Origin of the sequence: Mycobacterium sp. MFM001 (assembly GCF_003402475.1) — a bacterium.
Taxonomy (GTDB): domain Bacteria; phylum Actinomycetota; class Actinomycetes; order Mycobacteriales; family Mycobacteriaceae; genus Mycobacterium.
Genome location: NZ_BFAB01000001.1, coordinates 179,982 through 195,495, shown reverse-complemented (window position 1 = coordinate 195,495; position 15,514 = coordinate 179,982). Strand labels below are relative to the sequence as shown.

General features: G+C 67.8%; 14 protein-coding genes. 9 read left to right on the top strand and 5 right to left on the bottom strand.

What is annotated here, in order from left to right; all coding sequences use genetic code 11:
* Positions 1 to 25: 25 nt before the first annotated feature.
* The 4 genes from MFM001_RS00915 to MFM001_RS00900 all read left to right on the top strand — a co-directional run bounded on the left by MFM001_RS00915 (position 26) and on the right by MFM001_RS00900 (position 4,771).
* Positions 26 to 1,846 carry a phosphoenolpyruvate carboxykinase (GTP) gene (locus tag MFM001_RS00915; protein WP_116372641.1) on the top strand — a complete coding sequence of 607 codons (1,821 nt, stop codon included), beginning with the start codon at positions 26 to 28 and terminating at the stop codon, positions 1,844 to 1,846.
* A gap of 127 nt (positions 1,847 to 1,973) precedes the next feature.
* On the top strand, positions 1,974 to 3,488 hold the full coding sequence (gene fadD4, locus MFM001_RS00910; protein ID WP_116372639.1) for a fatty-acid--CoA ligase FadD4: 1,515 nt from the start codon (positions 1,974 to 1,976) through the stop codon (positions 3,486 to 3,488).
* Positions 3,485 to 4,375, top strand: a complete 891-nt coding sequence (locus MFM001_RS00905; RefSeq protein WP_192886845.1) for an enoyl-CoA hydratase/isomerase family protein — start codon at positions 3,485 to 3,487, stop codon at positions 4,373 to 4,375. The genes fadD4 and MFM001_RS00905 overlap by 4 nt, the downstream gene beginning before the upstream one ends.
* A 30-nt stretch (positions 4,376 to 4,405) precedes the next feature.
* Positions 4,406 to 4,771, top strand: a complete 366-nt coding sequence (locus MFM001_RS00900; protein WP_116373527.1) for a VOC family protein — start codon at positions 4,406 to 4,408, stop codon at positions 4,769 to 4,771.
* Between the two features lie 3 nt (positions 4,772 to 4,774).
* On the opposite strand, the gene MFM001_RS00895 is transcribed toward MFM001_RS00900, so the two are convergent.
* Together MFM001_RS00895 and MFM001_RS00890 are read right to left on the bottom strand one after the other, a co-directional pair.
* Positions 4,775 to 5,533, bottom strand: coding sequence for an alpha/beta hydrolase (locus tag MFM001_RS00895; protein WP_116372635.1), 759 nt, complete (start codon positions 5,531 to 5,533; stop codon positions 4,775 to 4,777).
* An 88-nt stretch (positions 5,534 to 5,621) separates the two neighbouring features.
* Positions 5,622 to 6,764: an acyl-CoA dehydrogenase family protein gene (locus MFM001_RS00890; protein ID WP_116372633.1), complete on the bottom strand. Its 1,143-nt coding sequence runs from the start codon at positions 6,762 to 6,764 to the stop codon at positions 5,622 to 5,624.
* A gap of 14 nt (positions 6,765 to 6,778) precedes the next feature.
* Between MFM001_RS00890 and MFM001_RS00885 the strand changes: the two genes are divergently transcribed.
* From MFM001_RS00885 to MFM001_RS00875, 3 genes are read left to right on the top strand one after another with little or no spacing between them, the layout of a single operon-like run.
* Entirely contained in the window at positions 6,779 to 7,765 is a 987-nt protein-coding gene (locus tag MFM001_RS00885; protein ID WP_116372631.1) for a MaoC family dehydratase, read from the top strand.
* 10 nt (positions 7,766 to 7,775) lie between these two features.
* The gene (locus MFM001_RS00880; RefSeq protein WP_116372629.1) at positions 7,776 to 8,954 is read left to right on the top strand and encodes a CoA transferase; all 1,179 of its coding nucleotides are present in this window, start codon (positions 7,776 to 7,778) and stop codon (positions 8,952 to 8,954) included.
* Positions 8,948 to 10,252, top strand: a complete 1,305-nt coding sequence (locus tag MFM001_RS00875) for an amidohydrolase family protein (RefSeq protein WP_116372627.1) — start codon at positions 8,948 to 8,950, stop codon at positions 10,250 to 10,252. The genes MFM001_RS00880 and MFM001_RS00875 overlap by 7 nt, the downstream gene beginning before the upstream one ends.
* 60 nt (positions 10,253 to 10,312) lie before the next feature.
* On the opposite strand, the gene MFM001_RS00870 is transcribed toward MFM001_RS00875, so the two are convergent.
* The 3 genes from MFM001_RS00870 to MFM001_RS00860 are packed head-to-tail and all read right to left on the bottom strand — an operon-like array spanning position 10,313 to position 13,478.
* Positions 10,313 to 11,473, bottom strand: a complete 1,161-nt coding sequence (locus MFM001_RS00870) for an acyl-CoA dehydrogenase family protein (protein ID WP_116372626.1) — start codon at positions 11,471 to 11,473, stop codon at positions 10,313 to 10,315.
* Between the two features lies 1 nt (position 11,474).
* On the bottom strand, positions 11,475 to 12,581 hold the full coding sequence (locus MFM001_RS00865; protein WP_116372625.1) for an acyl-CoA dehydrogenase family protein: 1,107 nt from the start codon (positions 12,579 to 12,581) through the stop codon (positions 11,475 to 11,477).
* A gap of 3 nt (positions 12,582 to 12,584) precedes the next feature.
* Positions 12,585 to 13,478, bottom strand: a complete 894-nt coding sequence (locus MFM001_RS00860) for an alpha/beta hydrolase (RefSeq protein ID WP_116372624.1) — start codon at positions 13,476 to 13,478, stop codon at positions 12,585 to 12,587.
* 105 nt (positions 13,479 to 13,583) lie between these two features.
* Here MFM001_RS00860 and MFM001_RS00855 point away from each other — a divergent pair, with 105 nt between their 5' ends.
* Positions 13,584 to 14,213, top strand: coding sequence for an SAM-dependent methyltransferase (locus MFM001_RS00855; RefSeq protein WP_116372622.1), 630 nt, complete (start codon positions 13,584 to 13,586; stop codon positions 14,211 to 14,213).
* 53 nt (positions 14,214 to 14,266) lie between these two features.
* Complete coding sequence (locus MFM001_RS00850; RefSeq protein ID WP_116372620.1) at positions 14,267 to 15,484, top strand: alpha/beta hydrolase; 1,218 nt, start codon at positions 14,267 to 14,269, stop codon at positions 15,482 to 15,484.
* The last annotated feature ends 30 nt before the right edge of the window (positions 15,485 to 15,514 follow it).

Sequence of the window (15,514 nt, the reverse complement as noted above, 5' to 3'; positions counted from 1 at the left end):
AATGACGAGATTGCAGGAGACTCACATGACCTCAGCGACCATCCCCGGTCTGGATACCGCGCCGACGAACCACCAGGGCTTGCTGTCCTGGGTGGCGGAGGTCGCCGAGCTCACCCAGCCGGACCGGGTGGTCTTCGCCGACGGCTCCGACGAGGAATGGCAGCGGCTCTGCAGTCAGCTGGTCGAGGCGGGCACCTTCAAGAAGCTGAACGAGAAGAAGCACCCCAACTCTTACCTGGCGCTTTCTGACCCGTCCGACGTGGCGCGGGTGGAGTCCCGGACCTTCATCTGCTCGGAGCGCAAGGAAGACGCCGGGCCCACCAACAACTGGATGGACCCCGCGGAGATGCGCTCGACCCTGACCGAGCTTTACCGCGGCTGTATGCGCGGCCGCACGATGTGGGTGGTGCCGTTCTGCATGGGCCCGCTCGGCGCTGACGACCCCAAGCTGGGCGTGGAGATCACCGACTCCGAGTACGTCGTCGTCTCGATGAAGGTGATGACCCGGATGGGCAAGGCCGCCCTGGAGAAGATGGGCGACGACGGCTTCTTCGTCAAGGCGCTGCATTCCGTCGGGGCGCCGCTGGAGCCCGGCCAAAAAGACGTGCCGTGGCCGTGCAACGACACCAAGTACATCACCCACTTCCCGGAGACCCGCGAGATCTGGAGCTACGGCTCGGGTTACGGCGGCAACGCGCTGCTGGGCAAGAAGTGCTACTCGCTGCGGATCGCCTCGGCGATGGCTCGCGACGAGGGCTGGCTGGCCGAGCACATGCTGATCCTCAAGTTGATCTCGCCGGAGAATAAGGCCTACTACTTCGCCGCGGCGTTCCCGTCGGCGTGCGGAAAGACCAACCTGGCGATGATCCAGCCGACCATCCCGGGCTGGCGCGCCGAAACGCTCGGCGACGACATCGCCTGGATGCGGTTCGGCAAGGACGGCCGGCTCTACGCGGTCAACCCCGAGTTCGGTTTCTTCGGCGTCGCGCCGGGGACGAACTGGAAGTCCAACCCCAACGCGATGCGCACCATCGCCGGCGGCAACACGGTCTTCACCAACGTGGCGCTCACCGACGACAACGACGTGTGGTGGGAAGGCCTGGAAGGCGAGCCGGATCACCTGATCGACTGGAAGGGCAACGACTGGATCATCCGGGAAACGGAAACCAAAGCGGCACACCCGAATTCGCGGTACTGCACGCCGATGTCGCAGTGCCCGATCCTGGCACCGGAGTGGGACGACCCGCAGGGCGTGCCGATCTCGGGCATCCTGTTCGGTGCCCGTCGCAAGACGACGGTGCCGCTGGTGACCGAGGCCCGCGACTGGCAGCACGGCGTGTTCATGGGCGCCACGATGGGCAGCGAGCAGACCGCCGCCGCCGAGGGCAAGGTCGGCACTGTGCGCCGCGACCCGATGGCGATGCTGCCGTTCCTGGGCTACCACGTCGGCGACTATTTCCAGCACTGGCTGGACCTCGGTAAGAACTCCGACGAGTCCAAGCTGCCGAAGGTGTTCTTCGTCAACTGGTTCCGCCGCGGCGACGACGGCAAGTTCCTGTGGCCGGGCTTCGGTGAGAACAGCCGGGTGCTCAAGTGGATCGTCGACCGTATCGAGCACAAGGCGGGCGGGCAGGACACCCCGATCGGCATCGTGCCCACCGCTGACGACCTCGAGCTCGACGGGCTGGACGTCGAGCGCGCCGACGTGGAGCGGGCGCTGGAGGTCAAGGCCGACGAATGGCGCCAGGAACTGCCGATGATCGAGGAGTGGTTCGAGTTCATCGGCGAGAAGTTGCCGACCGGCGTCAAGGACGAGTTCGAGGCCCTCAAGCAGCGGCTGAGCTAGTCACCCTCCTGCGCGAGCGTGCGCAGTTGCACAGGTTTGGACCGGATTTCGCGTACAACTACGCACGTTCGCGGCGAACACCCCACCACTTGACAGCTGTCAAGTTTGGCGGCGGTACAGTCTGCGCATGCAGATTCGCGAGCATGTCGGCACCGGTAAGCCAGCGGTCATCCTCCATCCGTCGGGCACGGTCATCACCTTCGACGAACTGGAAGCCCGGGCCAATCGGCTGGCGCATTACTTTCGCCGCGCCGGGCTGGTCGAGGGTGACTCGGTCGCGATCCTCATGGAGAACAACGAGCACATCCACGCCGTCATGTGGGCCGCGCGGCGCAGCGGCTTGTACTACGTACCGATCAACACCCACCTGACCGCGGCGGAAGCCGCCTACATCGTCGACAACAGTGCCGCCAAGGCGATCATCGGTTCGGCTGCGCTGCGGAAAACGTGCGAGAACCTGGCGGAGCATCTGCCGGGCGGGTTGCCCGATCTGCTCATGATCGCCGACGACGACCTCGCCGGCTGGCAGCGCTACCCGGAATGCGTTGCCGATCAACCGGATACGCCGATCGACGACGAGCGCGAGGGCGACCTGCTGCAGTATTCGTCGGGCACCACCGGCCGGCCCAAGGGCATCAAGCGCGAGCTGCCGCATGTGCCACCGGCCGAGGCGCCCGGCATGATGTCGGCGCTGGTGGGCTTTTGGATGACGCCGGAGTCGATCTACCTGAGCCCGGCGCCGCTCTACCACACCGCGCCGTCGGTGTGGTCGATGAGCGTGCAGGCCGGCGGCATCACCACCGTGGTCTTGGAGAAGTTCGACCCCGAAGGCTGCCTCGACGCGATCCAGCGCTACCGGGTCACCCACGGCCAGTTCGTGCCGGCCATGTTCACCCGCATGCTCAAACTGCCTGAGTCAGTGCGCAATTCGTATGACCTGTCGAGCCTGCAGCGGGTGATCCACGCGGCGGCGCCATGCCCGGTGGAGATCAAGAAACAGATGATCGACTGGTGGGGCCCGATCATCGACGAGTACTACGCGTCATCGGAAGCCATCGGGTCGACGTTGATCACCGCCGAGGAGTGGCTGGCCCATCCGGGATCGGTGGGCAAGCCGATGGCCTGCCAGATACACATCCTCGACGAAAACGGCGACGAGCTGCCGCCGGGGCAGGCCGGGGAGATCTACTTCGAGGGCGGCTATGCGTTCGAATACCTCAACGACGCAACGAAAACCGCGGCCTCTCGGGACAAGCACGGCTGGGTCACCGTCGGCGACGTCGGCTACGTCGACGACGAGGGCTACCTGTACCTGACCGATCGCCGCCATCACATGATCATCTCCGGCGGGGTGAACATCTACCCGCAGGAAGCAGAGAACATGTTGGTGACGCATCCGAAAGTGTTGGATGCGGCCGTGTTCGGCATTCCGGACGACGAGATGGGCCAAAGCGTCAAGGCGGTGGTGCAGACCGTCGACCCGGCCGACGCCACACACACGTTTGCCGACGAGCTGCTGGAATGGCTGCGGGATCGCTTGGCGCACTACAAGTGTCCGCGGTCGATCTCGTTCGAAGCGGAGCTGCCGCGCACCGAGACCGGCAAGATGGTCAAAGGCGAGCTGGTCAAGAAGTATTCGTGAGAGTCGTCGAGTTGCTGGCGGGGATCGTCGTCGGTGTCGAGAGCATCAGTGACGAAGCAACTTTCACGCTGAGCCAGGCTCCCTGCGACGACCGACGAGTGGTCACCGTGCTGTCGGTTGATGCCGCAGTCGCCGAACTCGTTGAGCGGCTGGAGCGTTGGCCATTGGCTGCCGCCGTGTGTGACGACGTGCTGCGTGCGGTAGATCCCGGCGCGCCCGCATTTCGCGGGGTGATCACCGAATCACTGGCCTATTCGACGCTGCAATCCGGCCCGGAATTCGCCCGCTGGCTTGCCGATCGCGGTCCGGCGAGCATGCCCGAGATCCCCGACCCGGTCCGGGCCGAACGCGACGGCAATACCCTGCGGGTCAGGTTCAATCGGCCGTCGCGACACAACGCGTTTTCCACCGACGCGCGCGCCGCGCTTCTGGAGGCGCTCGACGTGGCGCGCTACGACGTCTCCGTCGACGAAGTGGTGTTGTCCGGCAACGGGCCGTCGTTCTGCAGCGGCGGCGACCTCGCCGAATTCGGCACCTTCAGCGATCCCGCCAGCGCGCATCTGGCCCGCACCCGCTACAGCCCGGCGCTGGTCCTCGACGAGTTGACCGCCCGGCTCGGGCCGGCCTGCCGCGCCGAGGTGCACGGTCGGGTGTTGGGGAGCGGACTGGAGATGGCGGCGTTCTGCGGACGGGTTGTGGCGGCGCCAGATTCGGTATTCGGGCTGCCCGAACTGAGCCTTGGTTTGATCCCCGGCGCTGGCGGCACCGTCAGCGTCACCCGTCGCATCGGCCGTTGGCGCACAGCGTATTTGGTGCTGAGCGGGCAGACGATCGATGTCGACGCCGCATTGGCGTGGGGGCTGGTGGACGCGAAAAGCGAGCGGTGACTTCTCGGTTCGCGCAGCGAAAGGCGCATGATGGGACGCAGGTCGACAATCGAGCTCGTGCTGGACTGTAAGGACCCAAACAGGCTGGCCACCTTTTGGCGCGAGACGCTCGGCTATCGCGACTTCTACATGGATGCGAATCTCGCTGTGCTTGTCCCCAACGAAGGAAGCGCTTCGCCGCTCCTCCTGCAAGCGGTACCCGAGCCGAAAACGGGAAAGAACCGCATGCATCTCGACATTGTCGTCGACGACGTCGAGGCCGAGGTCGATCGGCTCGAGGCACTCGGGGCTCGTCGCATCGATGAAGGCGTGCAGAGCCTCGGCGAAACCCGATGGGTCAGGATGTCGGATCCCGAACAAAACGAGTTCTGCGTCTCGACCGGCGTGCAGTGGTAACACTCAGCGACCGGCGAGCACACCGTGCTCGCGGAAGAACCGGGTGACGGCGTCGAGCATCAAAGCGCCGTCCAGCAATTCGATGCTGTTGTGGTCCGCGCCGGGCACCAGCACGAATTCCTTTGGCTCGTTGGCGTTCTCGTACAGCCGCCGGCTGAGCTTGGCCGGCACCAGCGTGTCGGCCTGGCCGGCGATCACCAACAGCGGTGCGCTCACCCGGCCGATCCGACTGATCGACGGGTAGCGATCGACGAGCACCGCCCCGACCGGCAGCCACGGGTAATGCAGCCGGCCGACGTCGACCAGGGACGTGAACGGTGACCGCAACACCAAAGCGGCCGGCGGAGATTCGAGTGCGAGCCGGACTGCGACCGCGGCGCCCAACGACTCCCCAAAGTAGGCGATCCGATCGGCGCGGGCCGTCAGGAACGCCAGGGCGGCGCGCGCATCGGCGGCTAAGCCCTTCTCCGAGGGCTCTCCGGGGTTGCCGCCATACCCGCGATAGTCGAACAGCAGCACCGACAGGCCCGCAGCGTTCAGGGCGGCAGCCAACGGCGCGCGCATCGTGCGGTCGCCCCCGTTGCCGTTGCATACCAGCACCGCACGCCCGGGCACACGGCCGGGCAGGAACCACGCGCCCAGCGCCAGCCCGTCGTCGGTGTCCAGCACGACGTCCTCGGCGCCGGGCAGCACAGCGCTGGCGGGCGGCAGCGGCCCCGGCGACGGGAAGTAGATCAACCGGCGTTGCAGCGAGCTCAACATGTCCGAACGCTGCCGAGTGTGGAGTTAATGCACGGCCGGAGCGAAAAAGCGTGGCATAACTGCACACTCGGCGCGGAGGTGGAGGCCATCAGATTCCGCCGCGGGCGACCAGTTGACCGGCGATCACGTTGCGCTGGATTTCGTTGGTGCCCTCGCCGACGATCATCAGCGGGGCGTCGCGGAAGTACCGCTCGACGTCGTATTCGGTGGAGTAACCGTAGCCGCCGTGAATGCGCACGGCGTTCAACGCGATCTCCATCGCCACCTCCGAGGCGAACAGCTTGGCCATGCCGGCCTCCATGTCGCAACGTTCGCCGCTGTCATAGCGTTCGGCCGCATAGCGGGTGAGCTGGCGGGCGGCGGTGAGTTTGGTCGCCATATCGGCCAGGTAGTTGCCGACGGCCTGATGCTCCCAGATCGGCTTGCCGAAGCTCTCCCGTTGCTGCGCATACGCCAGCGCATCGTCGAGCGCCGCCGTCGCCACCCCCAGCGCACGTGACGCCACCTGAATCCGGCCTGTCTCAAGGCCTTTCATCATCTGCGCGAACCCCTTACCCGGCACGCCGCCAAGAACAGCCGATGCCGCAACACGGTAGCCGTCGAAGGACAGCTCGCAGCTTTCCACCCCCTTGTAGCCCAGCTTGGGCAGATCCCGCGAGATCGCCAACCCCGGCCCAGGTTCGACGAGCACCACGGAAATGCCGGTGTGACGTGGCGTCGCGCGTGGATCGGTCTTGCAAAGCAACGCAATCAGGCCCGAACGCCGCGCATTGGAAATCCAGGTCTTGGTGCCGTTGATCACCAGCTCGTCGCCGTCGGGCAGCGCGGTGGTCGACATGTTCTGCAGATCGCTGCCGCCGCCGGGCTCAGTGAGCGCCATCGTGGCACGCAGCTCGCCGGTGGCCATCGCCGGCAGATAACGGCGCTTCTGCTCCTCGGTGCCGAACAACGCGAGCAGCTTGGCCACCACAGTGTGCCCGCCCATCGCGCCGGCCAGGCTCATCCAGCCGCGGGCCAGCTCCTGGGTGACCAGCACATAGCACGGCATCGACACCGGCGACCCGCCGTATTCCTCGGGGATGGCCAGGCCGTAAATGCCGATGCGCTTCATCTGCTCGATCCACACTTGCGGATACTCATTGGCATGCTCGACTTCGCGCACCGACGGTCTGACCTCTTTGTCGATGAACTCACGCACCGTCTCGACCAGCAGGGTTTCCTCGGGGTTCATCAGGCCATGCTGACATGACCGGCGGCCCGTACTTCGACGACCTGCACGTCGGCCAGGTTTTTCCCGGCGCTCCGTCGATGACGCTGTCCCCCGGGGTGGCCGCGGTGCATCAGAGCATCCTCGGCGACCGGTTACGGCTGCCCCTGGACGCCGAGTTGTCGCAGGCGGTCACCGGGTCGACGGCACCGCTGGCCCACCCCGGGCTGGTCTGCGACGTCGCGATCGGGCAGTCGACGCTGGTAACCCAGCACGTCAAGGCCAACCTGTTCTATCGCGGGCTGGTCTTCTATCGCTTCCCGGCGATCGGCGACAGCCTGTTCACCCGCACCGAGGTGGTGGGTCTGAAGAAGAACTCGGCAAAACCCGGGCGGGCGCCCACCGGTCTGGTGGCCTTGCGGATGACCACCATCGACCAGGCCGATCGACTGGTGCTCGACTTCTACCGCTGCGCGATGCTGCCGTTGAGCCCCGGCGCCGCGCCGGACGCCGCCGAGCACGCCGACGACCTCTCGAAGATCGGCACCGACCTGGTCCCACCGCCGTCGGCCACCGAGCAGTGGGGCGGCGCCGTGTTCCGCGAGCGCATCCCCGGGCCGCATTTCGATCCCGGCATGGCCGGTGCGGTGTTGCACAGCAGCGCCGACATCGTCAGCAGTGCACCCGAGTTGGCCCGGCTCACGTTGAACATTGCTGCGGTGCACCATGATTCACGGGCCGGCGGACGTCGGCTGGTGTACGGCGGACACACCATCGGCCTGGCGCTGGCGCAAACCACTCGGTTGCTGCCCAACGTGGCGACGGTGCTGGGCTGGGAGTCCTGTGACCACACCGGTCCGGTGCACGAGGGCGACACCCTCTACAGCGAGCTGCACGTCGAGTCCGCCCAGCCGACCGACCACGGCGGCGTGCTGACGCTCCGGTCGCTGGTCTACGCCGTCAGTGGATCGGACGAGCCGGACCGCCAGGTGCTGGACTGGCGGTTCACCGCGCTGCAGTTCTGACACGCGCACAATGGTGGGCGTGGACGCGGTCGCAGCGGACTGGGCCGGCAGTGGGCTGGCTTATCTGACCGGCCCGCCCGATGGCCCGCCCGACTTCTCCCGCGCCGCCGTGCTGACCCAGGCCCGACGGGTGACCGCCGAGATCGCCGAACTCACCGGTGTCGACGTCGACGCCGCCATGGTACTGGCGGGGCGCGCGGCGCTACTCGGGTTGACCCGGCGGGGCTCGATGTCTGCGGGCGGCGCCACCCGGCTGCTGCCCACCGCCGACGGCTGGTGTGCGATCGCGCTGCCGCGCCCCGAAGACATCGAGGCACTGCCCGCGCTGCTGGAATCCGACACCATCCCCGTCGACCCTTGGGCCGCGCTAACCGATTGGGCCGCGACACGTTCCACGCGCGACGTGGTCAGCCGTGCCCAGCTGCTGGATATCGCCGCAGCGGCGCTGGGTGAAGCGGCCCCGGCGGCGCCGGTGGTGCGACGAATCGGTGACAGCGCCGAGCCGCGGGGTCTCGAGGGGCTGCTGGTGGCCGACCTGTCGTCGCTGTGGGCGGGCCCGCTGTGTACTCAGCTACTGGCCCGGGCCGGCGCCGTCGTCGTCAAGGTGGAAAGCCCGGCGCGGCCGGACGGCACCCGTCGCGGCGAGCCGGCGTTCTTCGACTGGATGAACTTCGGAAAGCTTTCCTACGCCGTGGATTTCGAGGATGACGCGCTACGGGCATTGCTGACCGCGGCCGACGTCGCCGTCGAGGGTTCCCGGCCCGCGGCGTTGCGTCGACGCCGGCTGAGCGTCGACGACGTGCCGGCCCCGGCCGGGCGGGTATGGCTGCGCATCGGCGGTTACGCCGGCCAACCGGACCGGGCGGCATTCGGCGACGACGCCGCCGTCGCGGGTGGACTCATCGGTGAAGGGCCGGTGTTCTGCGGCGACGCGATCGCCGATCCGCTCACCGGCTTGGAGGCAGCGCGGACGGTGGCGCAGTCGCTGCAGCGTGGCGGTGGCGAACTGATCGAGGTGTCGATGGCGCAGGTCGCCGCTAGTTATGCCGCGTTACCGCCATCACCGCCGTGCGATTTAGCCGTCGCCCCGCCGCAACCGCCGCCACCGAGCCCGTCGGCGCCGCCACTCGGGGCCGACAATGCCGCGGTAATGCACATTGTTGCCGAAAAGCTGGGCGCGCCGTGCTGATTCGACATGCGACCCGGCTGGACGGCGCGGTGCTCGACGTCCGGGTCGGCGCGCAGATCGACGAGGTGGGTCAGGCCCTCGAACCGCGGGCCGGTGAAGAGGTGTACGACGCGGCGGGCGGAACCGTGATGCCCGGAATACACGACCACCATGTCCACCTGCACTCCGCGGCCGCCGCCGAAACCTCGGTTCAGGTGGGGCCGCCCCAGGTGTGCGACCGCGACGCGCTGAGCAGCGTGCTGGCCACCGCCGAACCGGGCGATGACGGCTGGATTCGTGCCGTCGGCTACCACGATTCGGTTGCCGGGCCATTGGACCGCACGACGCTGGATGCGCTGACACCCGCTGTGCCCGTGCGCATTCAGCACCGCAGCGGCGTGCTATGGATCCTCAACTCCGCCGGGCTGGCCCGGGTCGGGCTGGCCGATCACCCCGACGGGCGGCTGCGGAGCGCCGACTCGGATTGGTCGGAGGCGTTGGAGCGCCGCGATATCGGCCTCGCCGACGTCAGCCGTCGGCTGAGCAGCTACGGCGTCACCGGAATCACCGATGCCACACCGGATCTCGAGGTCGGCGACATCGTGAGGCTGACCGAGCTGCACCGCCACGGTGAGCTGCGCCAGCGGCTGCATTTCCTGTCACCCGGCAAGCGCATCCTGCACGACGACGACCTCGACCTGGACCAGCTCGCCCACTGGATCGCCGAACGGCACCGTAGCGGTGGTCCAGTCGCCATCCACTGCGTGACGGCCGCACAACTTGTTGTGACGATCGCGGCGCTGCAGCAAGCCGGCGCGCATCCGCGCGACCGCATCGAACATGCGGCCGTGGTGCCGGCCGACTGCCTCGACGACCTGGTGGACCTCGGGGTGACGGTGGTGACGCAGCCGAATTTCGTTGCCGAGCGCGGCGATCAGTACCTTGCCGAGATCCCGGCCGGCGAACACCACCAACTATGGCGAGTGGCTTCGCTGCTGCTGGCCGGCATTCCGGTCGCGCTGTCCACCGACATGCCGTTCGGCCACGGCGACCCATGGGCGGCGATGCGCGCCGCGGTGTACCGCGTCACCCCGAGCGGAGCGGTGCTCGGCGCCGACGAATGCATCCCCGAGCGCCGGGCCTTGATGATGTTCCTGGGCTGGCCCGAGCATCCCACCCGGGTCCGCACCGTCGAACCGGGTCAGCCGGGCGATCTGTGCTTGCTGACCGCGCCGCCCGAAGCCGCGCTGGCCGAACTGGATGCTGATCTGGTCGCCGCAACGATCATCGGCGGCGAAATCGTCTACACCGCAGGGTGATTTCCCGGGCAGGCGTGCGCAAACCAGGTTCAAATACGGAGTGTCAGCGGGGACACGAGGTTAGTGCGGGAGGTCGCGGAACGGCGTATTGCGATAGGGCTCCGGCTCTTTCGGCAGACCGAGCACGCGCTCACCGATGATGTTGCGCTGTATCTGGTCGGTGCCGCCGCCGATCGACGTGAAATACGCATTGAGCGTCCGGAACGTCACCGCGTCGCCGACCGGGTTGTCCGGTCCGGCCAGCATCGCCTCGGCGCCGACGATCTCGGTCTCCACCCGGGCGGTTTCGTGCAGGATCCGCGACATCGCAATCTTGCCCAGCGCCGTCAGCGTCGCAGCCTCGCCGCGATCGGTCGCGGCCTTCGATCGCTCTCTGTTCCAACGGTTCACGGTAACCAGCGCGTCCACCCGTGCAATCTGCTGACGGATATGCGCGTCGTCGAGCCGGCCGAAATCCCGCGCCAATTGCACCAGGCCACCGCCCTTTTCGGGTTTGGGCCGCTTGGCGTCCTTGGACGTACGGGCCAGATCGCCCATGAACCGGCGTTCGTAGCCGAGTGCCACCTGCAGCACCGCCCAGCCGGCGCCGGACTCGCCGACCAAGTTGCCGGCGGGTACCCGGGCATTCTCGATGAACACCTCGTTGAACTCCGACTCGCCGGTGATCTGGTGGATCGGGCGGATCTCCACGCCGGGCTGACGCATCGGGAACATGAAGAAGCTGATTCCCTTGTGCTTGGGCACATCCCAGTCGGTGCGCGCCACCAGCATGCCGTAGTCGGCGGTCTTGGCGAACGACGTCCACACCTTCTGGCCGTTGATCACCCAGTCGTCGCCGTCGCGGTCGGCGCGGGTGCGCAGGCCGGCCAGATCCGACCCGGCGCCCGGCTCGCTGTAAAGCAGGCACCACTTGCTCTCGCCGCGGATCGACGGCGGAATCAGCCGCCGCTTCTGCTCGTCGGTGCCGCAGTCGTGCAGCGTGCAGGCGAACAGATTCGCTCGATCGTGCCCGGAACCGGGCGCGCCGACAGCCGCGAATTCTGCTGCGACGATGCGGGATTGGGTATCCGTCAGCCCGCGGCCATACCACTGCGGCTCCCAGCTGGGAACCGCCCATCCGGCGCCGACGACCGTGTGCGCCCACTCACTGCGATCAACACCCGCAGACCAGTTGGCCGCCAGCCATTCCCGGACTTCTCGGCGCACTTCCTCGTCAGTCATGTCAGGCTCCGATCTGCTGCATGTAGCGTTCGCGGTGCGACGACGGGCTGCCCAGCAACTGGGCGTCGCTGCGGGCCCGCCGCAGATACAAATGCGCCGGATGCTCCCAGGTGAACCCGATACCGCCGTGCACCTGGATGTTGGTCGCCGCGACAAAGACGTATGCATCGGAGCAATAGGCCTGTGCCAGTGCCAGATCCGCGAGTCGCGACGGTGACCGCTGCGCACACGACTCAGCGGCGAAACGCACCGCGGACACCGCCGACTCGGCTTCCAGCAGCATGTCGGCGCACATGTGCTTGACGGCCTGGAAGCTGCCGATCGCCCGCCCGAACTGGTAGCGGGTCTTGGCGTACTCGGCGGCCATTTGCATGACTCGGCGTGCGCCTCCGGCCTGCTCGCCCACCAGCGCCACCGCAGACGAGTCCAGCGCTGCACCGAACGCTTCGACACCGAAGCCCAATTGGCCGACCAAACGTGCTGGGGCGTCCGCGAATTGGAGTCGGCTCTGTTTGCGGGTCAGGTCGACGGTGGTCAACGGCATCACCTCGACGCCCGGCGCGGACGCATCGACGGCGAACACCGCCGGCCCCGCGTCGGTCGCGGCCAGCACATACACCAACTCGGCCAATCCACCGTCGAGCACAAAACTCTTGCTGCCGGTCACCTGCCACGCATCACCGACCGCTCGCGCCGACGTCGCGATGGTCGCCGGTACCCGGGCCGAGCCGTCCTCGGCGAAGGCGACACTGGCGATCAGCTCACCGGCGGCGATCCGCGGCAACACCGCCGCCGATTCTGCGGCGTCCGAGACTTCGGCCAGCAGATTGGGCACCAGCACCGCCGTCGACAAATACGGGCCGACCATCAGCGCGGCGCCCAGCTCCTCGGCCACGATGCCCATCTCGACCGGGCCGGCACCGGCGCCGCCGTGCTCCTCGGGGATCAGCAGGCCCACCAGGCCCAGGGCCGCCAGCTCCTGCCACACCGCCGGGTCGAAACCGGTGTCGGTGGCCATCAACTCCCGCACTGCAGACTCCGGCGAGCGTTTGGCCATCAGGTCGGCGACCGTGCTGCGCAGTGCTCGCTGCTCGTCGGTGACAAGCACGTCTTAACTCTTCGCTGCCAGCGCCGTCCGCAAGCTGGCGCACTGACTGGCGAAAAACGCTTGGGACACTTTGGCTTTCGGCAGCAGCAAGTCGAACCCATGAAAGGCGCCGGGCACCACCTCGACGTGGCACGGCACCCCGGCGGCGGTGAGCCGCTCGGCGTAAGCCAGGTCCTCGTCGTGGAACAGGTCGTGGGTGCCGACCCCTATCCACGCCGCAGGCAGCCCGCTCAGGTCGTCGCGCCGCGCGGGGACAGCCACCTGCGGGTCCGCGTCACCGAGGTAGGCCGCCCAGCCGAACCTGTTGCTGCTGGGACTCCACAACCGGTACGACGGGTGCTTCGGGTTGGCCGCGCTGCGGTCGTCGAGCATCGGGTAGGCCAGTAGTTGCAGGGCAGGGGTGACCTCGCCGCGGTCGCGGGCCAGCAGCGCCAGTGCGGCCGCCAGCCCGCCGCCGGCACTGGCGCCCCCGATCGCGATCCGCGACGGATCCACCGTGGGCAGCCGGGCCAGCCACGTCAACGCCGAATAGCAGTCCTCCAGCGGGGCGGGGTAGGGGTGCTCCGGCGCCAGCCGGTAGTCCACCGACGCCACCGTGGCGCCCAGCTCACGGCTGAAGCGACGACACAGCTTGTCGTCTTGGCGTGCCCTGCCCAGCACGTAGCCGCCGCCGTGGATCCACAGCAGTGCCGGCGTGGATTCGGTGACTGTGGAAGGCCGGAACAGCCGGACACCGGCGCCGGATTCCAGGGTGAGCACTTCGACGTCGTCCGGGTTCCGAAGGCCCTGCAGGCGGGTGGCCGCCCGCATCAGCGGCAACGTGCGAGGGCTGACCAATGTTCGCGGGGCAATGCGGGCGATTCTGCGCAGGTCAGGGTGAACATCGGTGTTCGGCATCGGTCCAGTATGGCGCGGTGTAGCCGATGGATGATCGGGGTATCGGTGGGAAATGTTCGTCGGCGCACCTGCCGGGTCGCGCGGTATGCGAGTAGGAACGGTGGAATGCTGGGTCACTTGTACGACCGCGCCTTGGACGGCGAGCGATGTTGGATACGCGACGACGACGGGAACGTTCGCACCCTTCCGGTTCACAAGTGGTTGGGCGGTCGCGGCACCGACGAATCGTTCGACGACGCCGTCGTGCGGATGTGCACTGGGCCCACCATCGAATTGGGTTGTGGCCCTGGACGGTTGGTGGCGCGGCTAATAAGGCGGGGGATACCCGCGCTCGGCGTCGACCGGTCGGCGACCGCGATCCGGTTGGCCGGTCGCTGCGGTGCGCCGGCGCTGCTCGGTGACGTGTTCGAGCCGTTGCCCGGAATGGGTTGCTGGCGAACGGTTTTGCTGGTCGACGGCAACGTCGGTCTTGGTGGCGACCCGCTGCGGATTCTGGGTCGCGCCGCGGAATTGTTGTGCAGCGGCGGGTGTTGCGTCGCCGAGTTCGACGCCGAGGCAAGAGGCGTCCGCGCCGGTTGGGTGCGGCTGGAGACGCCTCGCCTGGTCGGGCCGTGGTTTCGGTGGGCGTCCGTCGGCATCGACTGCGCCGACATGCTGGCCGGCCGGGTGGGTCTGAGCCTGACCGGTGTGCGGCTGATCGGTGAGCGGGTGGTCGCCAACCTGGTGGCTCTGTGAGTGTTCGGCCGTGTTCGCCGTTTGCGTCCGAGCCGACGGGGTACGCTCCGCCAATGGTGCGCCCCGCGACCCGCTATCCCGGACCGAGCACGGCCACAAGGATCCGATGGTTGCTACGAGCCCGTCCCGCCGACTACATGCTGGCCTTGAGCGTCGCATCGGCTTCGCTGCCGGTGGTCGGCAGGCATCTGGAGCCGCTGGGTGGCGCGACGGCGATGGGCGTCTGGGGCTGCCGGGTCCTGCCCGAATTCCTGTCCACCACGGCCAAGTCCTGGCTGACGCCGGGCATCGGCGAAGTTCGCAAGCGTGAGCGCGACCAGACGCACACCGTCTCGCAGGCCGCGCTGCGTGGCATCGTCTCGGCCAAGGACCTCGACATCGAATGGCCCGCACCCGAGCGCACGCCGCCGGTCTGGCGGGCGCTGAAACACCGCCGCTACCTGCATCGCGCCGGCGTCCGCTACGGCGATCACCCGGCGCAACTGCTCGACGTGTGGCGCCCCAAGAACTTGCCGATCCGCCCGGCGCCGGTGCTGCTCTTCGTGCCCGGCGGCGCCTGGGTGCACGGCAGCCGCACCTTGCAGGGCTATGCGCTGTTGTCCCAACTGGCCGAGATGGGCTGGGTATGCCTGTCGATCGACTACCGGGTGGCGCCGCACCACCGCTGGCCGAGCCACATCACAGACGTTAAGACCGCGATCGCCTGGGCGCGGGCCAACGTCGACAAGTTCGGCGGCGACCGCAATTTCGTTGCGGTGGCAGGGTCTTCGGCCGGCGGGCACTTGGCCGCGCTGGCTGGCCTCACCGTCAACGACCCCGAGCTGCAGGCCGAACTGCCCGACGGCTCGGACACCTCCGTGGACGCCGTCGTCGGCATCTACGGCCGCTACGACTGGGAAGACCGCTCCACCGCCGAACGGGCCCGCTTCGTCGACTTTTTGGAGCGCGTGGTGGTCAAGCGCAGCATCGACCGGCACCCCGACGTGTTCCGCAACGCCTCGCCGATCGCCCGGGTCCACCCGGACGCGCCGCCGTTCCTGGTGATCCATGGCAGCGGCGACACGGTGATCCCGGTCGAGCAGGCGCGCAGCTTCGTCGAGCGGCTGCGGGCCGTGTCGCATTCGCCGGTCAGCTACATGGAACTGCCCGGCGCCGGCCACGGTTTCGACCTGATCGACGGTGCGCGCACGGGCGCGATGGCCACCGCAGTCGGGTTGTTCCTCAACCAGGTTCACCGCAACCACGCATTGATGGCCAAAGAGGTTATTTGAGCGCCGCCCGACTGTAATGTCCCTCCCAAC